The 14,704-nt window shown below is 64.6% G+C and carries 13 protein-coding genes and 1 pseudogene; 6 read left to right on the forward strand and 8 right to left on the reverse strand.

Features of this window, described 5'->3' with window-relative positions:
• Positions 1 to 167 precede the first annotated feature (167 nt).
• The 4 genes from FZ029_RS32000 to FZ029_RS32015 form a co-directional block, all read right to left on the reverse strand.
• Positions 168 to 746 carry an NAD(P)H-dependent oxidoreductase gene (locus tag FZ029_RS32000; protein WP_149274139.1) on the reverse strand — a complete coding sequence of 193 codons (579 nt, stop codon included), beginning with the start codon at positions 744 to 746 and terminating at the stop codon, positions 168 to 170.
• Positions 743 to 3,166 carry a phosphoenolpyruvate synthase gene (ppsA, locus tag FZ029_RS32005; RefSeq protein ID WP_149274141.1) on the reverse strand — a complete coding sequence of 808 codons (2,424 nt, stop codon included), beginning with the start codon at positions 3,164 to 3,166 and terminating at the stop codon, positions 743 to 745. The genes FZ029_RS32000 and ppsA overlap by 4 nt, the downstream gene beginning before the upstream one ends.
• Positions 3,167 to 3,273: 107 nt before the next feature.
• A complete protein-coding gene (locus FZ029_RS32010; RefSeq protein ID WP_149274143.1) occupies positions 3,274 to 3,846 on the reverse strand; it encodes an HPF/RaiA family ribosome-associated protein in 573 nt (190 codons plus the stop codon).
• A 382-nt stretch (positions 3,847 to 4,228) separates the two neighbouring features.
• Positions 4,229 to 4,750, reverse strand: coding sequence for a BCAM0308 family protein (locus tag FZ029_RS32015; protein WP_149274145.1), 522 nt, complete (start codon positions 4,748 to 4,750; stop codon positions 4,229 to 4,231).
• A gap of 192 nt (positions 4,751 to 4,942) precedes the next feature.
• Here FZ029_RS32015 and FZ029_RS32020 point away from each other — a divergent pair, with 192 nt between their 5' ends.
• The 3 genes from FZ029_RS32020 to FZ029_RS32030 are packed head-to-tail and all read left to right on the forward strand — an operon-like array spanning position 4,943 to position 7,921.
• Entirely contained in the window at positions 4,943 to 5,830 is an 888-nt protein-coding gene (locus FZ029_RS32020) for a universal stress protein (RefSeq protein ID WP_149274147.1), read from the forward strand.
• Positions 5,831 to 5,868: 38 nt separating this feature from the next.
• Complete coding sequence (locus FZ029_RS32025; protein ID WP_149274149.1) at positions 5,869 to 6,849, forward strand: ribose-phosphate pyrophosphokinase; 981 nt, start codon at positions 5,869 to 5,871, stop codon at positions 6,847 to 6,849.
• 22 nt (positions 6,850 to 6,871) lie between these two features.
• Positions 6,872 to 7,921: a hypothetical protein gene (locus FZ029_RS32030; RefSeq protein WP_149274151.1), complete on the forward strand. Its 1,050-nt coding sequence runs from the start codon at positions 6,872 to 6,874 to the stop codon at positions 7,919 to 7,921.
• 2 nt (positions 7,922 to 7,923) lie between these two features.
• Here FZ029_RS32030 and FZ029_RS32035 read toward each other — a convergent pair whose 3' ends face one another.
• The 3 genes from FZ029_RS32035 to FZ029_RS32045 form a co-directional block, all read right to left on the reverse strand.
• Positions 7,924 to 8,235 carry a GYD domain-containing protein gene (locus FZ029_RS32035; RefSeq protein ID WP_149274153.1) on the reverse strand — a complete coding sequence of 104 codons (312 nt, stop codon included), beginning with the start codon at positions 8,233 to 8,235 and terminating at the stop codon, positions 7,924 to 7,926.
• 153 nt (positions 8,236 to 8,388) lie between these two features.
• Entirely contained in the window at positions 8,389 to 9,099 is a 711-nt protein-coding gene (locus FZ029_RS32040; protein WP_247892603.1) for a phosphoribosyltransferase, read from the reverse strand.
• A gap of 33 nt (positions 9,100 to 9,132) precedes the next feature.
• Positions 9,133 to 9,594, reverse strand: coding sequence for a phasin family protein (locus FZ029_RS32045; protein ID WP_188052145.1), 462 nt, complete (start codon positions 9,592 to 9,594; stop codon positions 9,133 to 9,135).
• A gap of 488 nt (positions 9,595 to 10,082) precedes the next feature.
• Between FZ029_RS32045 and FZ029_RS32055 the strand changes: the two genes are divergently transcribed.
• The 3 genes and pseudogenes from FZ029_RS32055 to FZ029_RS32065 all read left to right on the forward strand — a co-directional run.
• A complete protein-coding gene (locus FZ029_RS32055) occupies positions 10,083 to 10,640 on the forward strand; it encodes an Hsp20/alpha crystallin family protein (protein ID WP_149274159.1) in 558 nt (185 codons plus the stop codon).
• Positions 10,641 to 10,763: 123 nt separating this feature from the next.
• Positions 10,764 to 12,140 (forward strand): nicotinate phosphoribosyltransferase, encoded by a 1,377-nt coding sequence (locus FZ029_RS32060; RefSeq protein ID WP_149274161.1) that lies wholly within the window; start codon positions 10,764 to 10,766, stop codon positions 12,138 to 12,140.
• A 104-nt stretch (positions 12,141 to 12,244) separates the two neighbouring features.
• A pseudogene (locus FZ029_RS32065) lies at positions 12,245 to 13,453 on the forward strand (IS4 family transposase); the annotation flags it as partial.
• 429 nt (positions 13,454 to 13,882) lie between these two features.
• On the opposite strand, the gene FZ029_RS32070 reads toward FZ029_RS32065, so the two are convergent.
• Positions 13,883 to 14,704, reverse strand: an 822-nt coding sequence (locus tag FZ029_RS32070) for an IS3 family transposase (protein WP_149274163.1), incomplete at its 5' end; no start/stop codon positions are given.

Genomic DNA, 14,704 nt, shown 5'->3' on the forward strand with positions numbered 1-14,704 from the left:
GCTTCAGTGAATCATGCTCGCTATAATTTGGGAAGCCCCTGCGACCCGAGAGTCAGTTCAGGCGTGAGCCGGTATAAATCTGATCGGCGGCGGAAAGGTTGAGAAGCGGGGGGCGGCATCCGTCCCGGTCCGGCGGGGCCAAGGCGGGGCCGAGCCGCAAGCCCCACTCAGAAATGGTCGCGTACGGCCGCGCGGATGCGGCGGATGTCGTCGTCGACCTGCGCGGGCGTGGTGTGCGGCCCCAGATCGTCGAAATGCAGATGCTCGACCACCCTGATGCCGCAGAGGCCCATGATCGCAACGTCCTGCGTCACCGTGAAGGCCTGCCTCTCCCCGGTCGCTTCCAGAAATGCCATCGGGGCGCCGGAACTCGTGACGATCAGCCCCTTGCGCCCATGCAGTTTGCCCTCGACCTCCTCGCCCCGCATTTCCCAGGCAAATCCGTAACTGAAGACACGATCCACATAGCCCTTCAGCATCGCCGGCATGCCGGCCCACCAGATCGGAAACACGAAGGAAACCGCCTGGGACGCCGTGATGAGGTCCTGCTCGCGCCGGATGTCTTCGGGTACCGGACCCGTGCCGGCCAGTTCCTCCTCCGAAAGGACCGGGTTGAAGCCCATGGCGTAGAGGTCGCGGACGGTGACCGCGTGCCCGCATTGCTCCAGCTCATCCACATAGGCGCCCACCGCCTGCCGGATGAAGCTGCCGGAGCGAGGATGCGCGAAAATGACGACGTGCTTCATGACACTCCTCCCGTTCCGGGCTCGCGCGGCGCGCGGCCGAGTTTCCGTTCCAGTTCCACGACCGCGCGCAGCGTCCCGAGCACGCTGTCGGGCGTCAGGCTGATGGAGTCGATGCCGAGGCGCACAAGGAACTCGGCGATCTCCGGATAGTCCGAAGGCGCCTGTCCGCAGATGCCGCAAGGCCGGCCATTGCGGCGCGCACCCTCCACGGCCTGGCGCAGGAAAGCCAGCACGCCGGGATCGCGCTCGTCGAAATCGAAGGCGACCAGAGGGCTGTCACGGTCCACCCCGAGCGTGAGTTGCGTCAGGTCGTTCGACCCGATGGAGAAGCCGTCGAACCGTTTGGCGAACTCATCCACCAGCAGCACGTTGTTGGGGATTTCACACATCACGTAGACCTCGAGGCCGTCACGCCCGCGCACCAGCCCGTGGTGCGCCATGGCGGCGATCACCCGGTCGGCTTCCTCCAGACGGCGGCAGAACGGCACCATCACCTTCACGTTGGTCAGCCCCATCTCGCCACGCACGCGGGCAAGCGCCCGGCATTCCAGCGCAAAGCCTTCCTCGTATGCCGGGTGGGCGTAGCGTGCAGCCCCCCGGAAGCCCAGCATCGGGTTTTCCTCGACCGGCTCGAACCATCTCCCGCCGAGCAGGGAAGCGTATTCGTTCGTCTTGAAATCGGACAGCCGGACGATCACCGGGCGCGGGAAGAAAGCCGCCGCGATGGTGCCGATCCCCTCCGACAGGCGCTCAACGAAATAGGCGCTGCCGTCCGGGTGGTTGCGCGTCAGGTGGGCGATGCGCGCCCGCACGTCGGCGTCCTCGACACGCTCCGGGTGGACGAGCGCCATCGGATGGACCTTGATGGCCTCGTTGACGATGAACTCCATGCGCGCCAGCCCGACACCGTCCACCGGCAGCCTGCCGGTTTGGAAAGCCAGATCGGGATTGCCGAGGTTCACCATGATGCGCGTCTGCGGCCGCGGCAGCCGGCCAAGATCCAGGCGCTCCACCCGGAACGGCACGGCGCCGTCATACACCTTGCCGGTTTCACCCTCCGCGCAGGAGACGGTCACCGTCTGCCCATCGCGCAGGGCCTCCGTCGCGCGTTCGGCTCCGACCACGGCTGGAATGCCCAGTTCGCGGGCGACGATAGCGGCATGGCAGGTGCGGCCCCCCCGGTTGGTGACGATGGCGGCGGCCGTCTTCATCACCGGCTCCCAATCCGGCGTCGTGGTGTCGGCCACCAGAACCTCGCCCGGACGGAAGGCCGACAGATGATGGGCGTCGGTCACCACGCGCACCGGCCCGGTGGCCATGCGTCCGCCCACCGCGCGTCCCGACGCGAGCACGGTCCCCTTCGCCTCCGAAACGAAGCTCTCCAGTTCCAGCGCCGCCTGCTGGGAGGCGACCGTCTCCGGCCGTGCCTGGACGATGTAGAGGCCGCCGTCCAGTCCGTCCTTGGCCCATTCGATGTCCATGGGCCGGCCATAATGGTCCTCGATCCGGATGGCGTATCCGGCAAGCCGCAGCACCTCCTCGTCGGTCAGGCAGAAGCGCTCCCGGTCGGCGTCGGGAGTGGGGACGGTCCGCGTCGGCTCGCGCGTGCGGCCCGGCCGGTAAACCATCTTCACCTGCTTCTCGCCCAGCCGCCGCTGCAGCACCGCGCGGTGGCCTTGCCGGAAGGTCGCCTTGTGCACATAGAACTCGTCGGGATCGACCGCCCCCTGGACGACCGTTTCCCCCAGCCCATAGGCGCCGGTGATGAACACGGCGTCGCGGAATCCCGATTCCGTATCCAGCGTGAACATCACCCCGGCCGAGGCGAGGTCGGAACGCACCATTTTCTGTACGCCGACCGACAGCGCGACCTTGAAGTGGTCGAAGCCCTGGTCGATCCGGTAGGAGATGGCCCGGTCGGTGAACAGCGAGGCGTGGCAGCGCCGCACCGCGTCGAGCAGCATCGCCTCCCCGGATACGTTCAGATAGGTCTCGTGCTGCCCGGCGAAGCTGGCGGTCGGCAGGTCCTCCGCGGTGGCGGAACTGCGCACCGCGACGGTCAGGCCCTCCCCGTACTCGGCCAGCAGGGCGCGGAAAGCCGTGCGCAGTTGCGCCTCCATCGCCGCCGTCAGGCCGGCCGAGTAGACGATGTCGCGCGCACGGGACCCGGCGCGGGCAAGCAGGACCATGTCGTTCTTGTCCAGCCCGTCGAGCAGCGCGTGGAGATCCTCCCACGCCTTGGCCGCGGTCAGCGCGTCGCGGAAGGCTGCCGCGGTCAGGGCGAAGCCGTCCGGCACCTCGACCCCCAGCGGCTTCAGGTGCCGGTACAGCTCACCGAGGGAGGCGTTCTTGCCGCCCACCAGGGCCACGTCGTCGCGGCCGAGGTCGGAGAACCAGCGGATATATGTGGTGTCCGGCATGTCCGGCGTCCTTGTTCCAGCCTTCGTCCATCGGCGCAACATGGCCGGGCGGCGTGGCCACAGGTCGTGACCGGGAGCGTGACGGGTCACGGCCCCGCGACGGCTCCCTAGCCGGCGACATGATGCTTGCCGACCGGCGTGACCGTGGTCGCCTGCGGGCCGTGAACGCTTTCCTTCTCGGCGATGCTCAGGCGGACCTCCTGGTCAACCTTCAGGGCGTCGAAGGACCCGTCGGCCACGCTGTTGCGGTGGAAATAGACCTCCTGCCCATCCGTCATTTCGATGAAACCGTAGCCGTCTCCGGCAAACAGGCGGACCACGCGGCCGTGCAGGGGAACCTCATGCGTCTTCACGTCCAGCCGGCGGCGGCGCGCGTAGTCCTCCAACTCCCGGCGGGCCGCGTCGAACGCATCGCGCACGGCGACTCTTGGATTTTCGTGAGCGTGGTCCTCGGGCTTGGCGTGACGCACGGCAAGCTTTTCTCCCGGCACGGTCAGGTCGATCCGGACCGCGTAGAGCTTGCCCTGGTGCTGGTGCCGGTGCGGCGCGTCGATGGTCACATGGCACGCCATGATGTGGTCGAAGAACCGCTCCAGCTTGGCGGCGTGTTCCCGCACGACCGTCTCCAGGGCGGGCGACGGTTCCAGATTGTCGAAGGTGATCTGCACAGGGAATTCCATGGCATTCCTCCTGTCGGTTGCCGCCTGTCAGCGGCCGTACACCCGCCCTCGAGTTCGGCGTCCACCAGGGTGTGCCGGCGAGCGGCACGTTCCACGACCATCACCTCGACGGTAACGAGCAGTCCAGCCACCGGGGATGCACAGCGCGCCGGCAGCCATTGTGGCGGCTCCCATTGTGGCCGCTCCAGGAGTCCCGGCGTTAACCTGGATCAAGCGGCGCCCCGAAGTCTTGCGGTCCAATGATCCGAGCCGACAATCCCGCAGCCAACCATCCGGGAGAGAGTCGCCATGGAACCCGCAGGCAAGACCGGCCCACGCCACCCGGCCCGCATCGCCTGTGAAACCCCGCTCCCTGCAACTGCCCTCCCATCCGGTCCGCTTCTCAATCGGCGTGCCAATTCACCCTGAGGAAGCACTCGCCCTCGGCGTACTTCCACGTCACTTCACCCTGGTGATGGCGATCGAGCGCTTCGGCGATACGCCGGGGCAAGTGAAGATCCGTGGTCGTCACGTTGATCCCGTCGGCGGTGTCGTGGATGTCCATGATCCTGTTGAGCGGATGCTCGGCGGTCTCGAGCTTCTCCTGATGGCGGACCTGCGCCATGATCTCGGCACGATGGGCTTGGACGAAGGCGCCGCTCATCGACAGGATGCCGGCCGGGATCCGCTCCTCGATGCGCTGGCAGGCTTGGCAGACGGTCTCCGTCGCGTCCGCCGGCCTTGCGCCCCACCGCCAGCGGCCATCCTCGTAGACGGCGTGGCAGCGTGAACAGACGCTGGGATCGGCGGGTTTGAGGTCCGACTTGTAGGGGTCGTGCTCCTTCTCCTGGATCAGCCGGTCTCGCCGTTCCGGTTGCAGGCGGTCATCGATGGCCGAGCGGCTGTTCTGAGGCTTTTGTCCCATGGCCACGTCCTCCCCGGTGAGCGGAAAGCGGTATAGTCGCGCCCAGGCAAAACGCCGCCTTAACCTGGATAAACCCGTTTGCGATTGACTGAAGATTCACCGTTGGGGTCGATCAGGTTAACCTGGATCAAGGTGGGCTGCGATTTTTGGCGCGACGGTACGGAACCTATCCTCCTCTGTAGGAGATGGTTCATGATCAAGCATATTCTTGTCCTGCTCGATGGTGCCGCCGCCGACGAACGGGCGCTGAACGCCGCCTTTACCCTCGCCAAGCTGTTCAATGGGCATGTTGAGGCCTTCCACGTTCGGCCCGACCCGCGGGTGGCCATTCCACTGGTTACCGAAGGTTTCTCATCCGACATGCTGGAGCGCCTGATCCGGGAGGCGGAGCAGGCGGACCAGGAACGGGCATCGCACGCAAGGCACAGCTTCGACACCGCCGTTGCGGCCGCCGGCATTCACAGCATCGGCTATCCTGACGCCGATACCGCCATCGCGTCCGGTTCCATCACAGCAACATGGCGCGAAATGGTTGGCCAGCCGGAGGACATCCTCATTCAGCGTGGGCGCTGTGCCGACCTCCTCCTGTTCGCGCAGCCATTCGATGCACCAGCCAATGTCCTACGGTTGGAGACGGCTTTGTTCGAAACCGGTCAGCCGATGCTGCTGGCGGCACCAGGCATGGATGGAGAGGCGCTTTCATCGATTGCAATCGCCTGGAACGGCAGCCGACAAGCGGCAAGGGCGATCGCCGGGGCCATGCCGCTCCTGCGGCGGGCGCGGAATGCCACGATACTGACGGTGGACGGAGGCGATGACGTCAAAGGTCCGACGGCGCCGATGATCACATGCCTTTCCGACCATCTGGCTTGGCACGGCATCTCCGTGGCAGTCGACGTCCTGCACAAGGATGGCCGCCCGACCGGCGAGTTGCTGACCGAAAGGGCGAAGGAGATCGGTGCGGGTCTTCTGGTCATGGGCGGCTACGGACACAGCCGATTCCGGGAAATGGTCCTGGGTGGCGCAACCCGCCATGTGCTGGGGACCACTCTCGGATGTTCGGTCCTGCTGGCACACTGAGGCAGCCAGCCACTGATAGTCCGGCATGGGAGGCATCGATGACGCACGATGGAATGCTGCTGTTCGATCTGGACCCGAATTGGCGGCATGGCCGCCGGATCGCCACTCATCTGGAAATTCCGATTTCCCTGCATGAGGAGAGACGCTTCGAGGATGGCGAAATGAAGGTTCGCCCCTTGATCAGCGTCAGGGACCGCGACGTGTTCGTTGTCCAGTCCCTGCTGGGCGATGCTCATGACAGCGTGCATGACAAGCTTTGGCGGCTCCTGCTTTTCACGGGCGCCCTGAAGGATTCGTCCGCGCGCCGGGTGACGGTGGTGGCCCCCTATCTGGCCTACAGCCGCAAGGACCGCCGCACGAAATCCCGCGACCCTGTGGCAACGCGCCAGCTGGCGATCCTGTTCGAGGCGGCCGGTGTCGACCGGGTCGTCACGATGGACGTGCACAATCAGGCCGCGTTCGAGAATGCTTTCCGCTGCCGGACCGAGCATCTTCTGGCACGCCCCCTTTTTGCCGATCACGTCAAGGCGACGGCAGGGAATGACCCGATCGCCCTGGTTTCCCCCGATGTCGGAGGCATGAAAAGGGTCGAACAGCTTCACGAATCGCTGGAACACAGCCTTGCCCGGCCGGTTGGTCTGGCCTTCATGGAGAAGACCCGCAGTGCCGGAGTTGTCGGCGGCGGACAGTTGGTCGGCAACGTGGCCGGCTGCAGAGTGCTGATTCTCGACGATCTCGTTGCGACGGGAACCACCATGCTGCGGGCCGCCGAAGCATGCCGGACGGCGGGAGCCCTTTCGGTGGTGGCACTGGCAACCCACGGCGTGTTCGCGCCGGGTGCCGTCGACATGCTGCAGTCGCCGGCATTCGACAGCGTGGTGGTGACCGACACCGTACCGCCCTGGCGATTGGAGGGCGACATATCGGTTCGGAGACTCACGGTTCTGGACACCGCGCCGCTGTTCGCAGAGGCGATCGCCCGCATGCATGCCGGCGGTTCGTTGAGCGATCTTCTTTAGAACAGATGGCGGATCGCCCGAAGTGGATGACCATCCGATACAGCGCATGGATCGAATGCCGGCGGACCAAGACTATCCGCTCGAAATGAAGGTGGAGTTCTTACAGAGACCGGATGCTTATTTCGATCGCCCCAGCCAGGTCCAAGCGATCGAAACCCGTCTTTCCTGGGTCTTCCTGACCGAGCGACATGCATACAAACTGAAGAAACCCCGACGACTTCCCGAAGTGAACCTGTCGACGGTGGCGTTGCGCCACGCAAATTGTCTGACCGAAATACGGTTGAACCGTCGACTGAGTGCGATGGTTTATCATGCCGCCCTTTGCCTTGCCCTTCGGCCGGATGGTGGCCTCAGCTTGTGCGAGCGGCCTGGGCCCGCAGATCGCGTCGTCGATTGGGTGGTTTGGATGCAGCGCCTTCCGACCGAGCGACGGATGGACGAATTGATCGGCTCCAACAGCTTGCAGACAAGCGACGTCCGCAATCTCGGGATTACGCTATCGAGATTTTACCGCTTCAGTCGATCCGTTCCGATGACAGGCGACAGGTACGTAGGCCGATTTGCGCAGGATGTTGAGAAGAACCAGGTCACGGCCAGAACCACACTCCCCAAAGAAATGGCTGACCGGGCGAACAAGGCTGCGATCTGGCAACGAGGGTTCCTGAAAACACAACGCGGTCTGTTGCGGAAGCGGGCGGAAGGCCGGTGGATCATCGAAGCTCATGGCGACCTTCGCCCAGAACACATCTTTTTTACTGCTCCCCTTCAGATCATCGACTGCCTTGAATTCGACCGGGCACTCCGGCTGCTCGATCCCGTTGATGAGCTTTGCTATCTCGGGCTTGAATGCGATCGCCTGGGAGAAGGGTGGATCGCCAACCATCTTCTGAGGATTTACGAGGCGCGGAGCGGGGACAGGGCCGATCCTCATCTGGTCGCCTTCTATCGCAGTGTCCGCGCTTGCATCCGCATCCGGCTGGCCGCACACCGGCTGGCCGATGCCACTGCCGCCCAACGTGGACGGTGGTTGGAACGCATCGAACAATATCTCTCATGCATCGAGAAACATTGACCCTATTCGGCCAGAGGATCGGAGGTCCGAACAGCGGCGTCGATGGGATGCAACTCGCTCGCCCCCCAGATTTCGGTGTGGGCGTAACCGGACGCACGGACGGTGGTCGCCACCCTCATTGCCGCGTCAATCCCTGGAGCGGCGAAGATGTCGAGGAAGTCGTAGGGCCCGAGAACGGCAAAGCTGCTTCGCCATTCGACATCCGGGCAGTTCTGGCCGATCTGTTCGGCGAGGTGCTGCCGAACCTTGTCGGTGGATTTCGGTGGAGCTTTCGTCCCCTGGATAAGCCGCGTCAGCATGATGAATGTGGCCATGGCGTGCCTCTCGATACTCGTGGCCGCAGGCTGGAAGGTCAGCCGGACAGCCGAGCTGCGTTCATGACTTTTCTTCAGCTTTCATAATGGACGCCAGGGAAGCGATCCTCGTTAACCGAGATCAAGAGATCGCTCAAATTCACCGGCACCGGATCACGGAAACCCGGTCGTTCCCTGTCCGGCAGCGTCGAGGAGATCGATCACGTCGGAGTCATCCAGTTGGCGGAAGTCGCGGTAGAAAGTTCCGATGGACATGAAAAAGGCAGGAGTTTCCAGACAGATGATTGAGTCGGCTGTTTCGGTGAATGCAGCCAGGCTGTCCGCCGGCGCCACCGGAATTGCCAACACGAGCGCCTTTGGCCCCTCCTTTCGCACCGCCCGAAGAGCGGCGAGCATGGTGGCGCCGGTAGCAATGCCATCATCGACCAGGATGACGGTACGGCCGGCTATGGAAGGCTGACGCCGACCTGCGAGATAAGTGGTACGGCGTCGCTCCAACTCCTCGAGTTGACGATGTGTCTCCTCTTCGAGCCATGAATCGGGCAAAGGGAGGCCGACATTGGCATTGATCACCGTTTCGATCGCCGCGTTCACTCCTGCCCCGCAACTGGCAATCGCACCGATCGCCAGTTCCGGCTGGTACGGAGCACCGAGTTTGCGGACCAGAACGAGCCCGAGCGGGGCGTGAAGCCTCCTTGCGATCTCCACCGCCACCGCAACACCGCCGCGCGGGAGGGCCAGGACAACGGGCGCCTGATCCCGCAAGGGCGACAGCTTGTCTGCCAGCCGCTTGCCGGCATCGGCCCGGTCCCTGAAAAGGGCCGTGATCCCGTCTCCCCCTTCCATCGCTGGCCAATCGCCCATGTTCCCTCCCGGTGCTTCTTCAGGACAGCGGCTTCAGCCGCGCGCATCCTCGGGCTTGCCTTCGCGTCGGCCCTCTGCATTCCGAAAGCGCCGTTCCCTCGGATGGAAAGGCCGGTCCTGCGATGCGCTGGCGGAGGCCTGTTCGGCAATGGCGCGGGACATGCCCTGCGCCTGCTCCATCACCGCGGTCGCCTCTTCCGACCAGCGCTTCAGGCGGTCGGCCATCCATTCGTTCCAGAGAGAGGATCGTTCCGCCGCATCCTCCACCGTTCCCATCCGCTCCACGGTGGACAATGCCGATTGGAGATCGTCCTGGCGATGTTCCAGCCAGTTGCGGCTCATGGTCTCAAAACCGCCGAACAGGTTCGACTGCATACGCAAGATTGCCTCGGTTCGTTCCAGAAAGTTGTTTTGCAGCAGTGCGTTGGCGCTCCATATTGGAAATGCGCCTTCCAATTGGGGGAACGCCGGTGTGTTGATTGGTTGGCTCCGCATCGATACTCCTCCTCTTTTGCCCGGCATTTGCCGCCGGCCAGCCCAGGCTGGGCATCGCGGGATTTAGAAGAGAATCTTTTTCTCGCCCCTTAATCCACGTTAAGAACAACATGGCGCATTCGGACGGGAATACTTCTTTGGAGATTTCGAGCCCCAATTGGCTGATCGGCGCAGCCTTTGGCGGATGAGGATTCAGAAGGACAGGATCACGGACGAGATCTGGATAAAGCCAATCTCTGCGGTCCTGACGGAGCTGGGTACCACGAGCATCGGGTTGGCTCAGACCGAGGTGGACCGCCGCCGCGGGCGATACGGGTACAACCGGCCGCCAACACGGCCGTTGTTCGGGGCCGCCGAAGCGCGGCGTCGAGCGCATTCTCCGACGAAACAACGACCGGCCTTAATCCAGATAAAGTCGGCCGGCCCCACCGGGTGCTAAAAACCATCGCGTCACAAGGGTAATCCCAAGGATAATCCAGGAGGATGCCATGACCATGACTGAAACGGCCACCGGCGAAAAGTCGAAGGAACTCAAGACCACCGGCCTGGCGGCCAAGGAAGTGGCGGAGCGCAATCGCCACCCGCTTTTCGCCCTGCGCGACGAATTCGACCGCCTGTTCGACGAGGCGTCGTCGATGATGCGCTTCCCGTGGAACCGCCGCCCGGTATTCGGCCTGGAGCCGCTGTTGCGCGGCGACGCCGATCTGGAGGCGATCGTGCCCCCGGCGGAAGTGGATGAACGGGAGACCGAGTACCGCGTCACCCTGGAAATCCCCGGCATGGACGAGAAGGACGCCGAGGTTTCCATCCAGGACGATATCCTGACCGTCAAAGCCGAGAAGAAGGAGGAGACGGAAGAAAAGGACAAGAACCGCTATTTCTCGGAGCGCCGCTATGGACTGTGCGCCCGCACTTTCCGGCTGCCGGCCAATGTGAAGGCGGACGCGATCACGGCCAGCATGAAGAACGGCGTGCTCACCATCGTGCTGCCGAAGTCCGAGCCGAGCAAGCCGACCAGGCGCACCATCGAGATCGCCAAGGTCTGAGTTCCCGGCGCCGCTGAAAAGGCCGCGGAAAAGACGGCATCGCCGATGGGCAGGCAGGCCGCCGGCTGCCATGTCGCGGCCCGACATAGCAGCCGGCGCAAAGCATTTGGGCGGGAGGCGGCCATGAAAATCCATCCCGGTCCGGCGGGCGATGGCGACAATCTTCTGCTCACGGACCTCTACGAGGTCGCCATGGTCGACGCCTACCTCGACCACGGAATGAACGGCACTGCATCATTCGAGTTGTTCGTCCGCACCCTGCCGGACCAAAGGAATTTTCTGATCGCAGCCGGTCTCGAACAGGCGGTTGCCTTCCTGGAGACGGCCAGATTTGCTCCGGACGATCTGGCGTGGATGCGCGACCATGCCCAAATATCAAACCGGACCGTCGAATATCTTCGGGACTTCCGCTTCTCCGGGGATGTGGACGCGCTCCCCGAAGGGACTGTCTTTTTCGCCCATGAACCGATCCTGCGCGTGACGGCCAGCCTGCCGGAAGCGCAGATGATGGAAACGCGCCTGATTAACCTGATCCACCTTCAGACCGTCATCGCCTCAAAGGCCGCAAGGCTGGTGCTGGCGGCGGACGGCCGCCCGCTGTTCGATTTCGGCCTGCGCCGGGCACACGGCGCTGAAGCCGGGCTCCTGGCTGCACGAGCCGCATACGTCGCGGGCTTCGCCGGAACGGCAACCGCTTTGGCCGGCCGGCGTTTTGGCATTCCGATCGTCGGGACGATGGCGCATTCCTTCGTGCAGGCCCATCGGCAGGAAGCCGAGGCATTCATCAACTTCGCCCGTTCACGTCCACGGAATCTGACCCTGCTCCTCGACACCTACGACACCGAGGCGGCAGCCGGGACTGTGGTATCCCTGGCAGACAAGCTGGCGGTCGAAGGGATCCATCCGTCCGCTGTCAGGCTGGACAGTGGCGACCTCGCAGCGCAATCGCAACGGGTGCGTGCCATCCTCGATGCCGGAGGATTGAGCGGGACGCACATCGTGGCGAGTGGTGGATTGGACGAGCATGCGCTCGGGTCGCTTCTGACCGCGAATGCGCCGATCGACAGCTTCGGTATCGGCACCAGCCTGACCACCTCCAGCGACGCGCCGGCGCTCGATTGCGCCTACAAGCTGGTCGAGTATGCCGGGTTTCCTCGGCGCAAGCGCTCGCCCGGCAAAGCGACATGGCCGGGGCGTAAACAGGTTTTCCGCAGCTACGATGCCGGCGGCCGAATCCGGACGGACCTGCTGTCCGTCGCCGAAGCGCAGGAGGCGGGGCGTCCGTTGCTGATCCCGGTTATGCGGAACGGGCGCCGTGTCGGGGCACTGCCGGACCTGACCGCGATCCGCTCCCACGCTGCGGCTGAATTGGCGAGCCTGCCGGAGCCGGTGCGCGACCTGAAGCATCATGCGACCATTGAAACCGGCATTTCGCCCGAACTCGAGGCGCTCGCCGAGCAGGCTGACTGCATTGGTCAGGTCCGAGCGGACCATCCATAACGGCAGGACATCGAATTTCCGGGCGGCTCCTAACCTCAATACCGTGTCGTTAAGCCTGCCCGCCTGTTGAAGGTTGCAGATGATGGTGTGCGGAGGGCGGTTTCATGGCGCGGACAGTTTCGGCTTTGCCGCGAGGGGTGCGGGTCAGCGATCATGTGACGCTCGGGGTGCTGACGACCACGATGCCGGCGTCGCTGATCGATGCGGTCTTGGCCGATACTGAACGAGCAAGCGTGCGCCAGTGTTCGCTGCCGGCGCGGTTGGTTGTCTACTACGTCATGGCCTTGGCGCTGTACGGGCAAGCCTCCTACGGCGAGGTGCTGCGTTGCCTGCTGGAAGGCGTGCGCTGGCTGTGCCGGGGCGGCGATGCCGTCGCACTCGCCACCAAGTCCTCCATCACCAAGGCACGCCGCCGCCTTGGCGTGGCACCGCTGGCCGAGTTGTACCGACGCGTCGGACGGCCGCTCGCCACACCGGGCCTACCCGGCGCCTTTTATCGTGATCACCGCTTGGTCAGCCTGGACGGCACCACCCTCGAACTGCCGGACACGGCCGAGATCGACACGCGCTTTGGCCGGCCAGCGGCGTCGCGGGGCATGAGCGCCTATCCCCAACTGCGCCTGCTGGCGCTGGCGGAGACCGGCACCCACGCGATCTTTGCCGCCGCATTCGACGCCTACGCCGTGGCGGAGACGACGCTGGCCGGGCGCCTGCTCGATCGGCTCCAGCCAGGCATGCTGTGCTTGGCCGACCGCGGCTTTGTCGGCTTCGAGCTGTGGCAGGCGGCCTGCGCCACGAAGGCCGAGTCGCTGTGGCGTCTGCGAGCCAATCAGGTGTTCGCGTGCGAGACGGCGCTGCCGGACGGCTCCTACTTGAGCCACCTGTATGTCTCGCCCGCGCATCGCCGCCGCCGGGAAGGAGGCGTGCTGGTTCGGGTCATCGACTACCAGCTCGACGGTGTGCCGGCGGCTGGGCCCGTATATCGGCTGATCACCACATTGCTTGATCCCGCCACCGCACCCGCCAGCGAGTTGGCCGCGCTGTACCATGAGCGCTGGGAGGCGGAAGTCCTCTTCGCCGAGATCAAGGTGACGCTGCCCGGCCGCCGGCTGATGCTGCGTTCGCGCCGAGCCGATCTGGTTGAGCAAGAGGTCTATGGGCTGCTGCTTGCCCATTTCGCTTTGCGCCACCTGATGGTGCAGGCTAGCCAAGCCCTCGGGGCCGCCGACGCCCGCGATCCGGACACGCTGTCCTTCCTGCACACGGTGCATGTGGTGCGCCGCCATCTGCCGCTGCATGCGGCGTTTTCCCCTCGGCGACGGCAGCGGATGCTGGTGATGATCCTGGCTGAAATCCGGGCGGTGCCCGCAGAACGGAGCCGCGGGCGCCACAATCCGCGCGTGGTGAAACGTAAGATGAGCAACTTTCCCACCCGCAGCCGAGCCGCCGCGACGGACCATCGCCGCTGGAGCTACGAGGACCACATCCACATTCTACCGCCCACTGACCTGCAGCCGCCGGCTCCCCTTCCCAAAACGCCTGAACCAGTGTCCGAGGCCGAACTGCCAACCATCACGGCAGATCGCCGTGCCGCGACACCAGACCGCCAGCAGGTCAAGGCGTGGCGCGCCAGCGGCCTATCGCGAGCCGACTACTGCCGCCGCCACGCCCTCAATCCAAACACCTTCAATCGTTGGGTGGACTGAACCGCACCGGGTTTGTCGGAGGCCGGTTTTGTTGAGTCACGCCGCCATGGCGACGGCCTCGGTTTGAGCATAATAGCGCGCCTCGGCCTCGGCAGGAGGAATGTTGCCGATGGGCTCGAGCAGGCGCCGATTGTTGAACCAGTCCACCCACTCCAGGGTGGCGAACTCGACAGCCTCCAGGGTGCGCCATGGCCCGTGGCGCCGGATCACTTCGGTCTTGTAGAGGCCGTTGATCGTCTCAGCCACGGCATTGTCGTACGAATCACCGACGCTGCCTACAGAGGGTTCGACGCCTGCCTCGGTGAGGCGATCGGTGTACCGGATAGCAACGTATTGTGATCCGCGGTCGGAGTGGTGGATGAGGCCGCTGCCCTTGGCCGGCCGGCGATCGTGGAGCGCCTGCTCCAGGGCATCCAGCACAAAGCCGGCGTGGGCGGTGCACGACACCCGCCAGTCGACGATGCGGCGCGCGAAGGCGTCGATGACGAAGGCCACGTAGACGAAGCCCTGCCATGTCGATACGTACGTGAAATCGGCCAACCACAAGGCGTTTGGACGTGGCGCCTGGAATTGGCGGTTCACTCGGTCCTGTGGACAGGGCGCTGCTCGGTCGCTGATCGTGGTGCGCACCGCCTTGCCGCGTGTCGCGCCCTTCAGGCCCATTTGGCGCATCAGCCGGGCCACCGTGCAGCGCGCCACGTCGACGCCCTCCCGCCCCAACTGCCGCCACACTTTCCTCACCCCATAGACCTGGAAGTTTTCATTCCAGACCCGTCGAATAGCCAAACTCAGCTCCGCGTCGCTTCGCGAGCGGGCCGGCACCTTGGCAGGATCGGCCCGCCGGGCGGCATGGGCGTG

Source organism: Azospirillum sp. Sh1 (assembly GCF_008365135.1).
GTDB lineage: Bacteria > Pseudomonadota > Alphaproteobacteria > Azospirillales > Azospirillaceae > Azospirillum > Azospirillum oryzae.

Coding starts and splice junctions, on each gene's coding strand:
- FZ029_RS32000 (WP_149274139.1), bottom strand. CDS start 746: ATGAAGCACGTCGTCATTTTCGCGCATCCTCGCTCCGGCAGCTTCATC.
- ppsA (WP_149274141.1), bottom strand. CDS start 3,166: ATGCCGGACACCACATATATCCGCTGGTTCTCCGACCTCGGCCGCGAC.
- FZ029_RS32010 (WP_149274143.1), bottom strand. CDS start 3,846: ATGGAATTCCCTGTGCAGATCACCTTCGACAATCTGGAACCGTCGCCC.
- FZ029_RS32015 (WP_149274145.1), bottom strand. CDS start 4,750: ATGGGACAAAAGCCTCAGAACAGCCGCTCGGCCATCGATGACCGCCTG.
- FZ029_RS32020 (WP_149274147.1), top strand. CDS start 4,943: ATGATCAAGCATATTCTTGTCCTGCTCGATGGTGCCGCCGCCGACGAA.
- FZ029_RS32025 (WP_149274149.1), top strand. CDS start 5,869: ATGACGCACGATGGAATGCTGCTGTTCGATCTGGACCCGAATTGGCGG.
- FZ029_RS32035 (WP_149274153.1), bottom strand. CDS start 8,235: ATGGCCACATTCATCATGCTGACGCGGCTTATCCAGGGGACGAAAGCT.
- FZ029_RS32040 (WP_247892603.1), bottom strand. CDS start 9,099: ATGGGCGATTGGCCAGCGATGGAAGGGGGAGACGGGATCACGGCCCTT.
- FZ029_RS32045 (WP_188052145.1), bottom strand. CDS start 9,594: ATGCGGAGCCAACCAATCAACACACCGGCGTTCCCCCAATTGGAAGGC.
- FZ029_RS32055 (WP_149274159.1), top strand. CDS start 10,083: ATGACCATGACTGAAACGGCCACCGGCGAAAAGTCGAAGGAACTCAAG.
- FZ029_RS32060 (WP_149274161.1), top strand. CDS start 10,764: ATGAAAATCCATCCCGGTCCGGCGGGCGATGGCGACAATCTTCTGCTC.